The organism is Bacillus sp. Medicinal_06, from assembly GCF_056711665.1.
In genome coordinates this window covers 45,901-63,741 of the sequence record NZ_JBWYHD010000018.1, presented here as the reverse complement: position 1 = coordinate 63,741, position 17,841 = coordinate 45,901, and the positions used below count along the sequence as shown (strand labels likewise).

The 17,841-nt window shown below is 32.9% G+C and carries 8 protein-coding genes and 4 pseudogenes; 8 read left to right on the top strand and 4 right to left on the bottom strand.

Going from position 1 to position 17,841, the window contains the following annotated elements; translation table 11 throughout:
- Positions 1-295: 295 nt before the first annotated feature.
- Entirely contained in the window at positions 296-1,270 is a 975-nt protein-coding gene (locus tag AC1M36_RS25380) for an alpha/beta hydrolase family protein (protein ID WP_479846323.1), read from the bottom strand.
- Positions 1,271-2,142: 872 nt separating this feature from the next.
- Here AC1M36_RS25380 and AC1M36_RS25375 point away from each other — a divergent pair.
- Entirely contained in the window at positions 2,143-2,559 is a 417-nt protein-coding gene (locus AC1M36_RS25375) for a hypothetical protein (protein ID WP_017150243.1), read from the top strand.
- Between the two features lie 18 nt (positions 2,560-2,577).
- On the top strand, positions 2,578-4,032 hold the full coding sequence (locus AC1M36_RS25370) for an FtsZ/tubulin family protein (RefSeq protein ID WP_479846322.1): 1,455 nt from the start codon (positions 2,578-2,580) through the stop codon (positions 4,030-4,032).
- Positions 4,033-4,064: 32 nt separating this feature from the next.
- Here the strand turns inward: AC1M36_RS25370 and AC1M36_RS25365 are convergent, their stop codons facing one another.
- Complete coding sequence (locus AC1M36_RS25365; RefSeq protein ID WP_336454533.1) at positions 4,065-4,808, bottom strand: MerR family transcriptional regulator; 744 nt, start codon at positions 4,806-4,808, stop codon at positions 4,065-4,067.
- A 2,651-nt stretch (positions 4,809-7,459) separates the two neighbouring features.
- The gene (locus AC1M36_RS25360) at positions 7,460-7,624 is read right to left on the bottom strand and encodes a hypothetical protein (RefSeq protein WP_336454534.1); all 165 of its coding nucleotides are present in this window, start codon (positions 7,622-7,624) and stop codon (positions 7,460-7,462) included.
- Positions 7,625-8,082: 458 nt separating this feature from the next.
- On the opposite strand from AC1M36_RS25360, the pseudogene AC1M36_RS25355 reads away from it, so the two are divergent.
- From AC1M36_RS25355 to mobP2, 3 genes and pseudogenes are all read left to right on the top strand, one after another.
- Positions 8,083-8,853: pseudogene (locus tag AC1M36_RS25355) on the top strand (hypothetical protein).
- 202 nt (positions 8,854-9,055) lie between these two features.
- Positions 9,056-9,373: a hypothetical protein gene (locus tag AC1M36_RS25350; RefSeq protein WP_479846324.1), complete on the top strand. Its 318-nt coding sequence runs from the start codon at positions 9,056-9,058 to the stop codon at positions 9,371-9,373.
- Positions 9,366-10,201, top strand: a pseudogene (gene mobP2, locus AC1M36_RS25345) (MobP2 family relaxase); the annotation flags it as partial. The gene AC1M36_RS25350 and the pseudogene mobP2, both read left to right, overlap by 8 nt.
- A 60-nt stretch (positions 10,202-10,261) precedes the next feature.
- On the opposite strand, the pseudogene AC1M36_RS25340 reads toward mobP2, so the two are convergent.
- Positions 10,262-10,969, bottom strand: a pseudogene (locus tag AC1M36_RS25340) (IS6 family transposase).
- 91 nt (positions 10,970-11,060) lie between these two features.
- Here AC1M36_RS25340 and AC1M36_RS25335 point away from each other — a divergent pair.
- The 3 genes and pseudogenes from AC1M36_RS25335 to AC1M36_RS25325 all read left to right on the top strand — a co-directional run.
- Positions 11,061-11,339, top strand: a pseudogene (locus tag AC1M36_RS25335) (hypothetical protein); the annotation flags it as partial.
- 677 nt (positions 11,340-12,016) lie between these two features.
- Positions 12,017-13,270 (top strand): MFS transporter, encoded by a 1,254-nt coding sequence (locus AC1M36_RS25330; RefSeq protein ID WP_336454154.1) that lies wholly within the window; start codon positions 12,017-12,019, stop codon positions 13,268-13,270.
- A gap of 14 nt (positions 13,271-13,284) precedes the next feature.
- Positions 13,285-17,841: an amino acid adenylation domain-containing protein gene (locus AC1M36_RS25325; protein ID WP_336454155.1), complete on the top strand. Its 4,557-nt coding sequence runs from the start codon at positions 13,285-13,287 to the stop codon at positions 17,839-17,841.

The window sequence follows — 17,841 nt, the reverse complement described above, 5'->3', positions numbered from 1 at the left end:
CAATTCGTCTCTTAACCGTAGGAACTACGGGGATAGCCTAATCCATTAGAGTTCGATAGAACTCTGTACTTAGGAATCTCCCACTTCAAACAGTCCGTAAGGACGTTAAGTGGTGAGTAGTTCAAATTTTCATTTATACAAGGATGTCTGTATTTCGTCACGATCATTACACCTAAGCTCCCCATCAAATAGGGCTATTACACTTCCTCATCTAGTGGCTTCATTTTGGGGATTAGTGAAAAACAGAATCGCAGCGATCATCCACAACAAAAATACTAGGACAATCATGGTGAAATTACCCTTCTATCCGTTTTCGGATAAATTGGATAGTATCAGTAGAAATTTTATTACGATTTAGGACAATTCCTGCATGTCCACCATTGTATACATATCTTGTCGGTTTCCCCCAAGATTCCCATAAGTAATCTGTATCTTGAATATGAACATACTGGTCATTTTTTGCGGAGATTAATAGGATGTTATCCTTATTTATTACTGGAGCAGATTGGCTTGGTTCAGTAATTTTCCAATGATTTATTAAATCTTCATATGTAACGCCATGTTCCTGTAAATCCTTTTTTATATACTTCCCAGGATTGGTTTTCCATATTGAATAAGAAAGACGGTTAGCATAGAAAATAGAAGCTAACACATTTATTTGAGGTTCAACTAAAGCGGTTAAATTTGTAATGAAGCCACCTAAACTAATACCAATCAATATAACTTGCCCTTTTTTATTTTCTTTAAGCCAATGTATTAGTCCACGCAAGTCAGCTACTGCTTGTTGAGATGCTTCCACTGTTCGTTCAACATTAGCACTTATCATGTATTCACCACTATACAAGGAACTCTCTGGTTCTCTGTTAAAGTGATAAGGCATTGTAAAATAATACATATTCCATCCTAAATCCATCATCATCTTCTGAAATATGTTTTTAACCTTATCTATAGAATCCATTCGCCAACCATGTACAAGTATTACATTAGGTGAATCTTCATTCTTATTTATAAAAGCTTCACCTGTTACTATATCATTACACGAAATTCCAGATTTGATTGAACTTTCATATTCAAATTTACCGACTTTATAATTTTGATTATCACATTCGCCCATATTAAATTGAATAGCAACCGAACTACTTTTATAAAAATCTTGGATATTTTCTATTTCTAAATATTTATTAGAAACAGAGGAATATTGGAATTCTTGACTACGTTTCCTATGTAGATCATATAAAGCACATAGGTCTATTGCTTTTGAAAAAAACAAAATATAACCCTCCAATTTTTTAATGAAGTACGACAAGCCACCTAATCTACAATGCTATTTTCTCTTTATTTTGCATTATATTGACATTGTATAATTTTAAAACTGTTTACTCAAAAGGAAATGCTCTTTATTGCATTGAATTAGTAGATGAATTAGATTCAAAAGAAATACATTTTTTACTTGCTGTACATGCAATTTTGTGAATTAACAAAAGAGTTAAATGAAGAGCTGTATCAATATAACATGACATTGACAACTTCTCCCCTAACAAGAGATGAAACTTATAGAGCCAAACTATAAACTAAGAAAGATAACCAGGATGAGTGAAAGTTACATAACAGTATAAATAGTATGAGTGTAATGCTATTACAGCATTGTATTTATTGTTATGGATGATAAGTAGTTTATATAAGTTGTATATATAAGTCTTATATAAACTGCTTATCATATTGATATTGATGTTAAATTGATATGTAAAAGATGAAAAACCTTTTATAGAAAGGGTTTTATATACGTCGTATAAATAAAATGTATATATACAGCGTATAAAAAATGTTATTTAATATGTGAGTTTCATGTTAATGTTTTATGCTATTTTTTGAGAGATATGTTTACTTAATATAGTACTGTTAGTGAAATCTATTCTGTTAAGTGTTTAGAATGTGAATCACATGAAATATAAGATTAATATAGTATGTATACGACGTATATATACGCTGTATAAATGAGGTCTTGTAAAGTAAAGGGTTTTCTAATAATGGAACTTATAAGTTCTATATATAAGTTTTATATATAATGACTTGATATACGCCTTATAATGATGTACTATGTTTCTAGGAATAATTAACCAATGGTTTAAGGGGGGGGACAACTTGAACGAGGTTTTAAGCGAAAAGTATCAAACAATAAAATTTACAGATGAAGTAGTGAACATGTTCGCAGATATTCTTGAACAAGACGAAATACTATATAGTGTATTTCTATACATAGGAAACATCGTTAATAAACAATTTCAAGAAACCAAATACATGAGGGGCATATCCATTAATGAAATAGTAGAAAATGTGGTCATTGATAGGAGAGTAAAGAAAACAAAAGGGAAATCTTATTCATTAGAAGTTGAACGCACAAATATATCAAGACGTTCAGCTGAAATAAGTGTTAGCACACTATCATCAATGTCTTTAATCTATGAAAAGGCTATGCACCCGTATAAATTTTTAATCTCAACTTATAGAGGACAACAAGTACTTATTGAGTTAGGGAAGAGAAAAAAAGTAAATAAGTAAATAGGGAGAGATAAAATAATGGCGAAAAATTTTTTAAAAAATGAAGTGGCAGTTAAGATGACGATGGTTGGTTTTGGTCAGGCTGGTACTAGAATGGTAGATAAATTTGCTGAATATAAACATACAGATGGAACATCAGTATATAACTGCTTAGCATTAAACAGTAATGATGGAGATCTAGCAGAACTAAAAAATGTACCAAAAAGCAACCAAGTATCACTTAAATTAGGTGGTTTAGGTAAAAATCCTGAGCGTGCAGTAAGGGTGCTTGATTCAAATGATGAGGCAAAAGAGAAATTAAAAGAATTTATCACGGAACGTGTAAGACCATCTGATGAACTTGTGTTATTCTTTGCAGGCCTAGGTGGAGGAACAGGAACTTCTACAATCATTAAGGCAATTGAAGAGTTTTCCGCTTTTCATAACAAGCCTGTTATTAGACAAGAATTACAAAAAGTTGCGCAACAATACCCTATGGCAGAGATAAAAGCAAATCAAGCAAAATTTGCGAGAATCGCTTTTGAAAATGCTATTGAGCGTAAAGATTTTATTAAAATGGGGATTGTTGTAACACTTCCAGTAAGAGCAGATGGACCGGATGTACTAAGACAAGTTAATAAGTTTTCTCAGGAGATTTGGAAATTAGCTAATGATAAATCAAAAGGTGTAGCATTTGTAGTATTTGCTGATAATCAGCACTTTTATGATGAATTTAAAGAACTAAACGAAAATGAGAAGAAAGGTATTGCCAATGCACGTGATTATGCAAATCAACGCATTAGTGAAATTATTCATGAATTAAATACAGCTGCAAATGGTTCTGGAACATCTGTAATACTTGATTCTCAAGACTTTAAACGTATTTTACTTGAGAAAACAGGTTGTTTAGTAATTAATAAGGTTTCACGTAATATGAACCAGATTGAAAATAGCCATGCAATTGTAGAGATGTTTAAAGAATCATTAAGAGGAAGCTCTTTCCATCATCCAATTGATTTGATGAAAAAGCATAACGATGGTTCTGTTGAAGCATCAAAAGTGCATCATTTTGGTATGCTTGCTATCCTAGATGAACAAAAAAACATTGATGATTCCTTCATGGATGATGCTAAAGTGGAAGTTTCAAATAATTTACCTATAAACGGTACTGTTTTTAATGGATATTTAGTAAGTAAGAATGATTTCTTAGGAAGCGTATATACGTTTTATAAAACTGATGCATTACCATCAAGATTATCTAAGGGATTAGTTGAAGAGTTTAATGAATTTAAAGAGAAGCAAAGTCAAATTCAGTACAAAAAGTCTCAAATTAGTACGATAGAAAGTATAGATGAGGATGAGGACTTAGGTTTTGCCTTTGGTGATTTTATCGATATGGGTAGTGACGAAGAAAATACAGAAGCTGGAGCCAATGAGGATGCTGAATTAGCGGACTTTTTAGATCCAGATAAGATGTTTGGTACTACAAAATAACAAAAAGTCTGGAGCTCTCTCCAGACTTTTTGTTATTCCACCGTTGTATTCATAAGGGATTTTATATAATCAATAATATTATCATGTATGTACTGCTCAATGAAGAGTTGCTTTTTAGCTAAATCTTCTTCTTTTTTAAACCATCCTACCTTTTTAATACGTTCCTCATCAGGTTTACTATTCCAGATGCCTTCTGCTTGTTTTCTTAATTCCTGACGTGCTCTATGTTCAATAATGAAATTATCTAGTCTTTCTTGACGTTGACGTATTTTTAAAGTTTCTGCATCTTCAGGTTGTGGAAGCTGTTTTAATATATTCCCTATCTTCTCCTCATACTGAGATTCAATAGTTTTTAATTTTTCTTCTAACTGCTTATCCACCATCTTTTCAATGATTTCTGCAGTTGCTTGAAGGTTTAATTGGGTAGATACTTCATTTGCTTGATTCTCTAGTGGTACTGGTCTTAAATCAAATTGATGTGGTAAAAGTTCAATAATAGCATCTAAAGACCACTTCTCGTCCCGTTTTTGTTTTATAAAAAGAGCGATTTCAAGATCTAAAGTATTATAGAGCTTTTCGTTTGTGTTATGGGTTCTTAGAGTTTCATGTAGCCCTTTTTCTTCTAAAATATTGAACCAATTATACACTGTGTTATGGTGACGTCCGACTAATTTAGAGAATTCTGTTATCCTCCAAGCCTTTTCAAAAACATTATCGTTTAATATATCATCATCGTTTTTTTGATGGTCTCGTGAATCGCTTTTTTGATCAATCATTGTCCTACCTCCTTGAAAAAATAGTTAAATATACACTTGAATTGAAATCAACATGTGAACTGAAATTGACATGTTGATAGTTATTTCGATGATATCAATGTAAATACCTATCAACTTAGGTATTTACATGAAATGCGAGATTAACATATAACCAAGAGTGTATTAACAGAACATTGACTATAAATCTACAATTTGTTTAGAGTGTTAATGTTTTGTTAACTAAAAATATATAAATATTAATATTATATTAATGATAATAAGTTTATTTTGTGCTAGAAATATGGCTTATAGTTGCCATGAGATTAACATAATATATTGCTTATTATTAATGATAAGGAAATATAAGTGTTTTGTAAACAAATTATGAGGATATAATGACTGTCTTCTGTAGAAAATGAGAAAAGTAGATTATTAAATTCCAATTTCAATGTATAAAAAGATACAAAAAGGCAACACTACTAATGTGATGATGCTAGTAGCTTAATAATACTAGTAAGTTACTGATCCTTTAATAAATAGAGTTAATGTTTATCTAGTCCTGTTATTCTTATAGAAGTGATATGAATCTTTGTATTACTGGTATGTTCCCTGTTATTTTTAGTATTGATTTCATTGTTTATTTTATATAAACCTGTAAGAGTATGTTGTCATAATATAGAATTTAGTTGGTTTAATGAATCTAATTTATCACGAATAAGCTTATATAAAGCGCACAAATAGTATGCCCATGTACAGATAAGTGCCTATATGTAACTAAGTAGCTTATAGTGGGAACGTAACTTTCGTTTGTAGTATGATTTAAGCAAATTAAAGGGATTGAAATTGATATGTTAGATGCCTTGGCCCTTTAGTATCTTAAACACCCTTAAAAAAGCATTAACATGAAATGCGAAATTGACATGTAATGAAGAGTGTATTGACAAGACATTACTATAAAGCCAAAACATATTATCATTGTTAATGTTATATCAACTAAAAATACATGCACATCGATATAACATTGATGATAGTGAGCTAATTATGTATTAGTAAAACGAGTTAAAGTTACTACGAGATTAACAAAACGACCTGTACAGTATTTGTAACAAAGAAAAATAGAGATCTATACATAAAATATGTTTTTATTAAAACATTGTAATAACATTAAGCTGGATGCGAATCGCTACGCTGCTAATATAGTCTTCTTTCTTGGTGATACTAATCTTTAAGTATGTCTTATTACAGTAAAAAGAATCGATCTAGTGCTTCTGGAATCTTTCATTGATAAGTTAGATGTGAAATTTCATAAATAGTATATTCGTGTATTGTAAGCATTTTTACGCAATTGAGTACTAAATATTATTCAGCTGGTGGATTGAACTTTACTTTTGTATATATAATTTAGGTTCATTAGAGAAAATGACATTAACATGAAATGTGAAGTTGATATGTAATAGAGTTGACATTAACAAGACATTAACTATAGTGATGAAAGTCTCTTTAGTTGTTAATATTATATCAATGATAAATGTATAAATATCGATGTTTTTCGTTCTGTGGAAATTATATATAGTTGATTCTTAAGTTTTTATTAAAATTTAAAGTGATTCAAACAGTATTTGATAATGATTTGTACGTTTTATAGTTTATTTAAACGAGTAGCAGTAATCTACCAGAGGTTATTTGTAGAGAATGGTTAACACTTTTTTATTTAGTGAATTATTTATAGAGTATCTGTGAAGGTGTTTACTTTTTTACAACTATACATACTTTACAAGGGGCTATTCGTTTTATAGTTTTTTCGATCAGTACTAATGGACTATGATCTATTACGAGTTGAGAAAGATATCCTTCTATTAATATATTCATTAACCTTAAATCAATATTAGTTTAATAATTAAGTTACTGTTGATATAAAATTAACATTTTTTCTTTGTTTTCGTTAACATGTTAATGTTTGTTGATATGTTAATGCTAATTATCGCGCTGTAATTAGTAAATTTGTTTACAAGACATTGATATTAGTGAATTATTTCTCACTTAACACCTTTGTGTTTTTTTGAAGTGAAGATTTCTTGGAAAACAGATATTTGTAAGCTATTAATATTTATTTTCTCCAATCGTATGGGTAAATATAATCGATTAGTTGAAGAATTTTGTGTATTAGAGATTGAAAGAAAAATGCAACTTATTTACATAATGATATTATGGTTTATTTTTAATAAATAAAAACAGTATTTAAACTTATAATTTACATACTTAAGGTGGAGGTAATTGAGAGAGGAACACGCATCGCGCAAGACTTTATAGTGCCAGTAGAAACAGTGTACTTTGTAGAAGTGAGGAGAACTAAATGGGCGGATTAATACAAAAGTGAACACTTAATCCCGAAACGAGCATACTTAGATAACGAATGGTGATGGGAATACAGATGTGGAATCCCGCAATACAAAGAAGATAAAATTGATATTGGAGATATGTTGTATTGTGAGAAGTGCAAGGAGAAATCCGAAATTAAAAAGAGCAGCTAGCAAAAGCTAACTGCTCAACTCCAAGGCATCTCCAAAAGGGGGACGGAGAAAGAAATTTAAATGGGTTTTGGCATACAGCCTATCTACATTATTGACGGAATATTGAAATTTATTCACGGAGAGAAATTTATAATACATAAATTAAATTAAAATCTCTTTTATTAATAGTATCATCCCTATAAAAAGTAAGAATTCAATTGAAATTAAAAATCCATTTTTCTTGGGCTTTTTAAACTCCTTTACTAAGGAGAAAATTGAACTAATTGCTACAAATGTAAAAAGAATAAGGCGTATTATATCTGGCATTTTCAACACCCCTAATATTCGATTGTGTTCATTATATTATAATTTTTAAATATAGTAAGAGTTTTTAATATGAATTAAGTAAAAATTAAGCAGGATTTAAATAAAATAATCTTTTGAATAGAAAGCGTGAAATAACAATGGGGGGTGGAGAGCTGGACTGAAAAATATTAGTAAGGTTTGCATATGGAGACCACAAATGAAAATATGTATATATTGTGGAAAGGAATGTGTTCGAATTGGACCATGGTATATCGAGAAAGTAGGAGTCGAAAATGAACATGGTGCAAATGCTTATGAATAGGGAGAATATCTGCTCCAATACCTTAAAAAATACAAACTGCATTCATCAAAATCAATTGTAGAAAACGTATTAATCTATTAGCACAGAACTTCTCTACAAAGAAAATTAATGAAAAATATTTCTCGGTTTTTTTGCCTTTTTAACATCTAAATTCTATATGCCGAATGATGAAAAGTTATTTCATACAGCAACAGATAAAGTTATTAAACTACCGGGTATGGGGAAGTTAGTAGTGGAAAAACGGGAGTACAATCCACATAAAAATTTCATGGAAATTCGGTTTCGATTAGAAAATTATGAAGAAACCGGCTATACATTTCAAGCGCAAGAGAAATCAAATCCAGGTGCAAAATTACCTGTCAAAGTGTTGTATGAAGAGAATGGACACTATGTAGTTGAAGTACAAAAATTATCTCCAAATTGGGGAGCTGTAGCGTTAGATATTTACAATAAAAACGGTGAAAAAGAAAAAATGGACATACGGAAATTTACAAAAGATCCTTCAGAATATGAAGAGGAACAGACAGATAAAGATACGCCTAGCAAACTAGCATACACCATTTTTACTGACTAAAGAAAAACAAAAGCAAATGATGAATTATTGGCAAAAGATAAGCGAGAATATGAGAAAGATTTTATAGAAAGAGATAAAAAAGATTGGAAAGAAAAGATCGCAAATTACGGAAAAGCAATCAAGTTAGAAGAAGAAAATGCGAAACAGGTAGATCAAAAAGTGAAAGAACTAAAAGAGGAAATGAAGTATCAAACGGAAGCGGAAAAGATGGAAACACAATCTAAGATTTCAGCTTTAGAATCGAAAATAAAAGAGTTTGAAAAGAATATAGAGCTTTTTAAAACGGAACAAAAAAATGCACAAGATAAGATCAAAAAATTGGAGCAAAAGGTACAAGAAATTCATAAAAACTGAAAAAAGTCTTAGGGACATGATGGAGACATGGGAGAAAAATAAGGGGACACGGTAGGGACATTTCGAAAAAATAACGGGACGTGATGGAGACATGAACAAGAAACAAGGGGACATTAACGGGACATTCAACGACTTTCCTTGTTCCCATCGTTTTGCTAGGCTCCGCCTAGCTTCACACCCTCGGTGGGAACAAAAACCTCTTATGCTCTTCTCACTATTTTTTGTTCTCTACCCGAATTTGCAGAAAGGAGCGGAAATTGTGCATCTAAAAATAAGAGATATAGATCCAGTTGCAATCCAACAGTTTGATGAAATGGCAAAGAAAAAGGGAACATCCAGGCAAAAACTTTTAAAAGGAATTCTCGAAATGGCAGCCTTTTTACCTGAGCAATCTAAAAAGGAAATGGAGTTAGAAAATCTCATTCAAAAAAATATCTATGTGATGAATGATTGTTATAACGAAATGCAAAAAATGAATGCATTTATACAAATGATGATGCAGGATGATGAAAATGAGTAATGCGGTTCCTGTTCCATCCTCAGTAACGCCTGGTGTTGTGTTAAAAACAAAATTTGTTTTGCCAAATTCCGATGCATTTCAAAACTATATTGAATACGTTGATCGGGAGGAAGCGAAAAGTGAAGTAAAGCTTAATCAAAAAATGTTTGAACTGTATCAAGATTACATGGGGGATTCAGAAAAGACTTCAGCTCTTTTTACGGAACATTCAAATCGATTAACAGAAAGTGAAAAAAAATCCTTAAAGGAAATGTTCAAAACCGCTCATGAAAATGGAAGCATTATGTGGCAAGATGTGATCTCTTTTCATAATCCTTGGCTCGAAGAACAAGGCATATATGATGCAAGAACCAAAACACTGGATGAAAAAAAGTTAATGGATGTCACACGACTTGCGATGAAGGAAATACAAAAACGGGAGGGGATAGAAAAAAGTTCGATTTGGTCGGCAGCCATCCATTTCAATACGGATAATATCCACATTCATGTCGCAACAGTTGAACCCTTTCCAACGAGGGAGAGAGGCAAAAGAAAACCAAAAACATTGGATGCGATGAAGGGAAAAGTCGTAAATAATTTGTTAGATCGGAGGCGGGAACAGAAGCAAATCAATGATTTGATTCGAAACAATATGGTAGCTGGAAAAAAGAAGATTCCACTTTTAATTGGCGAAATGGTCATTTAAAACCACTGTTCCTACAAATCTATAAACAGTTACCGCAGGATAAAAGACAGTGGCAATATGGATACAATACAATTCAGCCCTTAAAACCTCAAATAGACGAACTAAGTAGAAGATACATCCAACAACATCATAAAAAAGATTATGGGTTCTGGTGCAAAAATAAAAGAGAATAAAGCTACATGTATTCCTAACAGAATCGTGTCTTATGCTGCAAGTCCAAACAATTGATGGATGAATTCTTTCTGAGTTTGGACAGACTGATTCCGTAAATCAATCTGTTCTTTTGTAATCATATGCATGGCTTCTACTCCAGAAAGAATGGATGTAGTTGTGTCAAAAGATTTGAGCCCTAGCATAGAACGGATACGCTTCTTTATAAAACGATGATCTTGTTCTACTATGTTATTCAAGTACTTTTGTTGTCTAAGTTGCATACCATCAGGTATGCTTTTTTCTTTTTTCAGCTGTTCAATTGCTATAGGATAAGCTGGATTCTTATCGACTGTTATAACACGAGGCTTTGAAACATGAAAAGACCGCAAAGCTTTCTTGAAAAAGCGTTTTGCAGCCTTCTGATCTCTTGTTTTACTTAGGAAAAAATCGATTGTGTTTCCTTTCGAATCAACAGCACGATACAGGTACATCCATTGCCCTTTTACTTTGATATATGTTTCATCGACTCTCCAAGAGTCATTTGTTTGTTTGAGGTAAGGTCGGATTCGTTTTTCCAATTCAGGACCATACTGATGAACTCAACGCATAATCGTTGTATGAGAAATGGATAAACCTCGTTCCTCCATCATTTCCACCAGGTTACGGAAGCTCAAATTGTACTGTAAGTACCACCTTACCGTTAACAAAATAATATCAGGCTGATAATGCTTCCATTTGAACAAATTTTCTTTTTCCATACCAATCACGCCCCTTTCTAGAGTAATAGTATCAGTATGTCCAAGTTTTATAGATTTATTGTAATTATCCTGAAGTTTTTGCACCAGAACCAGTGAATCTAACGTAAAACCAATTGATGCAGGCCAATCATCCAAAGTTACGCTGCAAGCAAATGGGCATGCGAAATGGTTTACAATCCCGCAATCGGCAGTCGGGAAAATAATGTCCGTAACGTTGCTATCGAAGAGTTCGTTCGCGGTATATGATGAGAAGGGAGTTTGCATTAATTTTACCGTTGTGAGCGGCAATAACAAAGTAAAACTGCCGAAGAACGGAACTGTTGTATTTGCTGGGACACCAAACTCAGAATTTATGATCACGTTGAACTAGCTACAATTCAAGATGGACTTCAACAAAACCAGTACGACATATAAAAGGTGTTTTGCTGGTTTTGTTTGTATTTACGCATTAGCTTTAATTCAGGACAAAATAAGGTCTTTTTATAATCAATGCAATTGGTAGTTTGGTAAATTATCCTATTTTTTATCTGAATTTTCTAATTTGATTATTTCAACTTTATGAAGATAGTAGCTAGAAAAGTTGTGTGATAGTATTTTAAATAGAAAAAAAGACAATTCTGAAAAGGGGTGTGATTTGGATGGTTTAACTATTGTAAATTTTAGGGTTACAGAGCTATTAATTGATTATTTTCATTGAGTAGAGTTTTAGCTTGTAGAATATGAAAATCAAAGAAAATTGTTTAGATAAATTAATGAAATATTCTCGTTTTTTACTGTTGTTGTAATGACGATATAACTAGAAATCATTTAATTCGTCTACGTTTATAGATGAAAAAGATCATTTAAAGTCAGAAGTGAATGTGTAAGAACTAAAAATAAATATATTTGAATGCATAAATTAAACCAGAGATATTGAATTTTATAGTTATCGAAGTTTGAATAGTATTAAATTTTAGATAGATATATGTAGAGTTATAAATTATGTGCAAAAAAGAGGTATTGTGTACACAAAAACATCCATTTTAGTAAATTTAAGGAGCACATTTTATGAAAACTACCGATTCAAAAAGCCTATTAGGAAATAGGATTTATTTACAAGTTTTCACTGCTTATTCATTGCTTATGCTTGGTGTTTTTATTGATATGTTAGCGATTATGACTATTGTTGGGTTTGAATGGGAAGTAGATCCTACCATGATTGGGTTGATTCCTGTTGCATATGCACTTCCTGGAATTATCTTTGGCTCATGGGCAGGTGTTATTGCAGATCGTTTTAGAAAAATTCCAATTATGATGTTCTGTAATCTGATGGTTGGTCTAATAACAATTGCTCTTTTATTTGTACAAAGTATCCATTGGCTCTTATTAGCATTAATGATTCGTTCTATTTTTATTGTTTTTTATTATCCTGCACAGCAAACACTAACAAGACAGATTGTATCCCCAGAGTTGCTTACTAAGGCAGTAAGTATCAACGGAATAGTCGAGCAGGGAACCAAGATAGTAGGTCCACTTATAGGAGGAGTGTTGTTGAGCTGGTTTCAGCCAGAGTTCTGTCTCATTATAAGAGCGATAAGTTGTTTACTAGCAACTTTGATTCTGATGCCCACAATAAAATTCAAAGAAACTCTTTTAAGAAAACCTGTTGATAGGGAAAAGCAAAGCACTTGGGCCGCTTGGTTACAAGGGTGGGGTTATGTATTATCTAATCGGATAATATTATCAACTATGATTTTCGTTACAATAGCTATGGCAGTATTACAATTAGTAGACTCGCAGTTCCCTACTTTATTTAAGAGCTTATTTCCACATGATAAAAGTAAAATGGGATATATCATTTCTATTATTGGTCTTGGGGGAATACTTGGTGCATTACTAACTCAAAAATTAAAACAATTTCAATATGGTTGGGTAGTATGTGGGGGTATGGTTTTAATGGGAATTGGTTTTGGAGGGATTGGCCTGATAACGCCCGGTACGGTCTTCGTTTTGGCCTATTTGATTAGTTTTATCGCTGGGATTGGAAGTGGATTGATGCTTGTATCTAATCAAGTTATTTTACAAATAGAATCCGATCAAGATCAAGTAGGAAGAGTATTTGGTATACAAAGCAGTTTAACAAACGCAGTTCTAATTATTTCTCCTGCTATGAGTGGCCCATTAGTGCATTTGTTTGGAGTAACTCAACTCTATGTTTATGGCGGGATTGGGCTTATCATCATTGGAGTAATTGGAGTTTCACTGCAGAAATATTTTTGGGCTAAACATAAACACGAGCCTATAAGAGTAAATAATTTTTGAAGGGAAGATTTTTTATGACCAATGAGGAATGTTATCCATTAAGTCACCCGCAGCGAAGAATATGGTATACAGAAGTTATTCATTCTGATAAAGGGATATGTAATTTAAGATTCTTATTTAAACTTCATCGAAAAATGAATTATTCAAAATTAAACCAAGTTGTGAATCGTGTTATCAGTGAAAATGACGGTCTGTGCATCAGATTAAAAGAAAATGGGCATCAGGAACCTAAACAATATTTTATTAAACATGAAGAACAAGAATTTGAGTTTTTCGATTTCAGTTCTGTGGAGGATTCAGATTTGCTTGAGGAATGGATTGAGCAGAAAACAAAAGAAACGTTTACATTATTTAATTCAAATTTATATTATTTCGCTTTAATAAAATTAAACGATAATGAATGTGCAGTCTTTGGGAATGTTCATCATATTATCATGGATGGTTTATCAATCCAAATATTTACCAGTCAGATTGCAAAATATTATTATGAAATGCATAACGAGACTGAGGAAGACGAAATTAAAAATTCATATGTTCAATTTCTGGCCAATGAACAAACATACTTGAATAGTAGTCGCTTTCAAAAAGATCAAAAATTCTGGTTAGAGGAATTTAAAACACTTCCATCTGTGACCGGATTGAAGCCCTATAATACGTACCAAATTAGTACCAAAGCATCACGCGAGACGTTTATATTATCGGAGCATTTGAAGAGAAAGTTAGATAAATTTTCTGAAGATTATAAATTTAGTTTATATACCCTTTTTGTTGCTGCTTTCTCGTTGTCCATGTATCGGTGGACCTCATCGCTTGATATTACATTAGGAATGGCTTACGGCAACCGCATGACTAAAATGGAACGAGAATTGATTGGAATGATGGTGAGTACAGTTCCTTTAAGAATGGATATTGATCCAGAAGAAGAAGTGCTTTCATTTATTGGTAGGGTGTCCAGAAAACAAAGTAAATCATTAAGACATCAGAAATATCCATTTGATTTGTTATTAAAGCAGATTAATAAAGAGAATAACAGCAATGTGAGACTTTTCGGAACTACGATTGATTATAGAAATCGTGATGAAAGTGGTGACTCACTATGGATTCCAAACCGTGAAGAGGTACAAGATTTTGCAGTGCATATTGAAAATTTAATTGATATAGACTCTTTACATGTACATATTGATTATCGTGAGGAGCTATTTTCTAAAGAAGAGATAAAACGTTTTTTTAACGTTATGTTAGCGATAATAGAAAACACTTTTGAAAACCCAAAGCAGAAGGTAGCTGGAATCGAAATCATTTCTGATGAAGATAAAAGAAAAAGTTTAGTAGAGTTTAATAATCCTAAGCTTGATTTTCCACCTCAAGTAACTATTCATGAATTGTTCGAACAGCAAGCGATGATTTGTCCAAATGCTATTGCAGTTAAGTATGAAAGAGGAAAAGTTACTTATAGGGAGCTAAATGAACGTGCAAATCAGTTAGCTCATTATCTGCAGAAGAAAGGAGTAGGACCTGATACTTTAGTTGGACTGTGCGTTGAACGTTCTTTAGAAATGATTGTAGGTATTTTAGGGATTTTGAAGGCTGGTGGAGCTTATGTTCCACTTGATCCAACATATCCAGAGCAGCGACTTCAATATATTTTAGAGGATGCTAGCATTCAATTATTCGTAACGCAAGAAGGTTTAAAACAATTGAAATGGTTACCAGAAAATATTAAATCGATTTGCCTGGATCGTGAAAGAGATAAGATTGAACAAGAAAATAAGACCTTGCCGGTTTCCGATGTAAGTTCCCAAAACTTAGCTTACGTAATCTATACTTCGGGATCAACAGGGAATCCAAAGGGCGTTATGATAGAGCATCACAATGTCATTCGTTTATTTAAATCGACGGATTGTTGGTATCAGTTTAATGAAAAAGATACTTGGACTCTTTTTCATTCTTATGCATTTGATTTCTCAGTATGGGAAATTTGGGGAGCATTATTATATGGTGGGAAATTGGTTGTTGTTCCATACTGGATTAGTCGGTCGCCTAAGGATTTTTATCAATTATTGATAGAGGAAGAAGTCACAGTTCTAAATCAGACACCTTCCGCGTTTCGACAATTAATACAAGTGTGTGAACAAGAAGATAAGAATAAAAACTTGCAGCTGCGTTATGTGATATTTGGCGGAGAAGCGTTAGAACCTATTAGTTTGTTACCATGGTTTCAAATGTATGGGGACAAAGAACCACAGTTAATTAATATGTATGGAATTACAGAAACTACAGTTCATGTTACATATTATCCAATTACTCAAGATGATGTGCAGCATGCTTCAAGAAGTAATATTGGAAAGCGGATTCCAGATTTAGAAGTGTATATACTAGACGCTTATCAACAACCGGTACCTATAGGTGTAGATGGTGAGCTTTATATTGGTGGGGCAGGGCTTGCACGTGGGTATTTAAATAGACCTGAATTAACTGCAGAGCGCTTTATATCTCATCCATTTAGTAGTGATCCGAAAGCAAGATTATATCGGACAGGAGACTTAGCGAGATATTTGCCGGATGGAAATCTGGATTATCGTGGAAGAATTGATCATCAGGTTAAAATACGTGGTTTCCGAATTGAGATTGGAGAGATTGAGTCTACTTTAAATGCATATGCATCTATAAAAGAAGCTGTTGTAATTGTTAGAGAAGATCAACTGGGTGATAAACGATTAGTAGCATATGTTGTAGGAGATGGAAATGTAGGCGAGTGGAGAGAGTATCTTAAAGCGAAACTACCGAGCTATATGGTCCCTTCAGGATTTGTGACAATGGAAGCCATTCCTCTAACTGCCAACGGTAAAGTTGATCGTGAGTTCTTACCTATGCCGGATGAAAAGCAGATTAACAGTGAATGTGTTGCCCCTCGTAATAGCAACGAAAAGATACTAGCTACCATCTGGAAGCAAGTATTAGGTGTTAAAAAGGTAGGAATTTATGATAATTTCTTTGAAATTGGTGGCGACTCGATTCTCAGTATTCAAATCATATCTCAAGCAAGTCAAGTGGGGTTAAAACTTACTCCAAAGCAAATGTTTGAATGCCCAACTATTGCCGAGCTGGCACAAGTGGCTATAGAAACACAAGGAGCACAAGCGGAGCAGGGAATTGTGACAGGAGATGTGCCTCTTACTCCAATTCAGTACTGGTTCTTCGAACAAGAACATCCACGTCCGGAGCATTGGAATCAATCGATGCTTTTAAGAGTAAAAGAGAGATTGGATGTGAAGTTACTAGAGGGAGCAATATTAAATTTACTCAAACATCATGATGCTTTACGTTTCCGATACGAACAGTTACCAAATGGAACGTGGAGGCAGAGAAATGAAGGCACTAATGAGCAGTCAGTACTTCATGTAATAAAACGGAAAAAAGCTAATGAACAAGTGTGGAATAAAATAATACAAGAAGAGATGAACATTAATCAAGCTAGTTTCAATTTAGTTACTGGTCCGTTAATGAGAGTAGTTTACTTTGAGGACACCTTGACTGGGAATGATCTACTATTCTGGGTGATTCATCATTTAGTAGTAGATGGAGTATCGTGGAGAATTCTATTGGAAGATTTACAGGCGGTATATAACCAGATGAAACAAGATCAAGAAGTTAGTTTACCTGCGAAAAGTACATCTTTTAAAGAGTGGTCGGAACGACTTCAGACATACAGTAATTCGGGTATTTCAAAAGAAGTACAAAATTATTGGAATGAACAAGTAGAAAAAGAAACGATGAAAATTCCAATGGACTATCCAATACAAGAAACAACAGAAGAATTGATTGATCAAGTGACGAGGACTTTAGGAGTAAAAGAAACACATACATTGTTACAAGAAGTCCCAGTGACTCATAAGACAAGGATTAACGAAGTACTATTGGCGGCATTAGGACAAGCTATTGTTGATTGTACAAATCAGAAAACAGTTTCTATTCATCTAGAAGGACACGGGAGAGAAGAGATGATTGAAGGTATTGATCTATCACGGACAGTGGGCTGGTTCACGAGTATTTATCCTGTTCATCTAAATTTTCAAGGAACTAAAACACCTATTGAAGGATTAAAGGTTGTAAAAAATCAATTGCGTCAAATTCCAAATCGCGGAGTTGACTATGGTATTTTACGTTACTTGAAAAAAGAATTACTTCCGTTTTATCAGCAAAAGCCTTCAATAAGCTTTAACTATTTGGGCCAATTTGATCAAGTGTTTTCAAAGGAATCTTTGTTTATACAAGAGACAGGGTTTACATTTTTAGATCATGCTCCAGATTCCAAGCCATCTCATCTAATTGAGGTTATCGGTATGGTAAAAGATGAGAAGTTACATTTTGTTTGGATGTATAGTAGAGAACAGTTTTCTAGGTTGAAAATTCAAGCGATAGCAGATGGTATGTTGAGGTATCTTCATCAACTTATAAATAAACCAACAACAGAGTCTGCTTTTACAGTATCAGATTTTGTTGATGCGGAGGACCTTACGGAAGAAAGCTTGAGCAAAGTATTACTTAAATTAACAAAGAAGAGGGTGTAA

Coding starts and splice junctions, on each gene's coding strand:
- AC1M36_RS25370 (WP_479846322.1), top strand. CDS start 2,578: ATGGCGAAAAATTTTTTAAAAAATGAAGTGGCAGTTAAGATGACGATG.
- AC1M36_RS25325 (WP_336454155.1), top strand. CDS start 13,285: ATGACCAATGAGGAATGTTATCCATTAAGTCACCCGCAGCGAAGAATA.
- AC1M36_RS25365 (WP_336454533.1), bottom strand. CDS start 4,808: ATGATTGATCAAAAAAGCGATTCACGAGACCATCAAAAAAACGATGAT.
- AC1M36_RS25360 (WP_336454534.1), bottom strand. CDS start 7,624: ATGCCAGATATAATACGCCTTATTCTTTTTACATTTGTAGCAATTAGT.
- AC1M36_RS25350 (WP_479846324.1), top strand. CDS start 9,056: ATGCTCTTCTCACTATTTTTTGTTCTCTACCCGAATTTGCAGAAAGGA.
- AC1M36_RS25330 (WP_336454154.1), top strand. CDS start 12,017: ATGAAAACTACCGATTCAAAAAGCCTATTAGGAAATAGGATTTATTTA.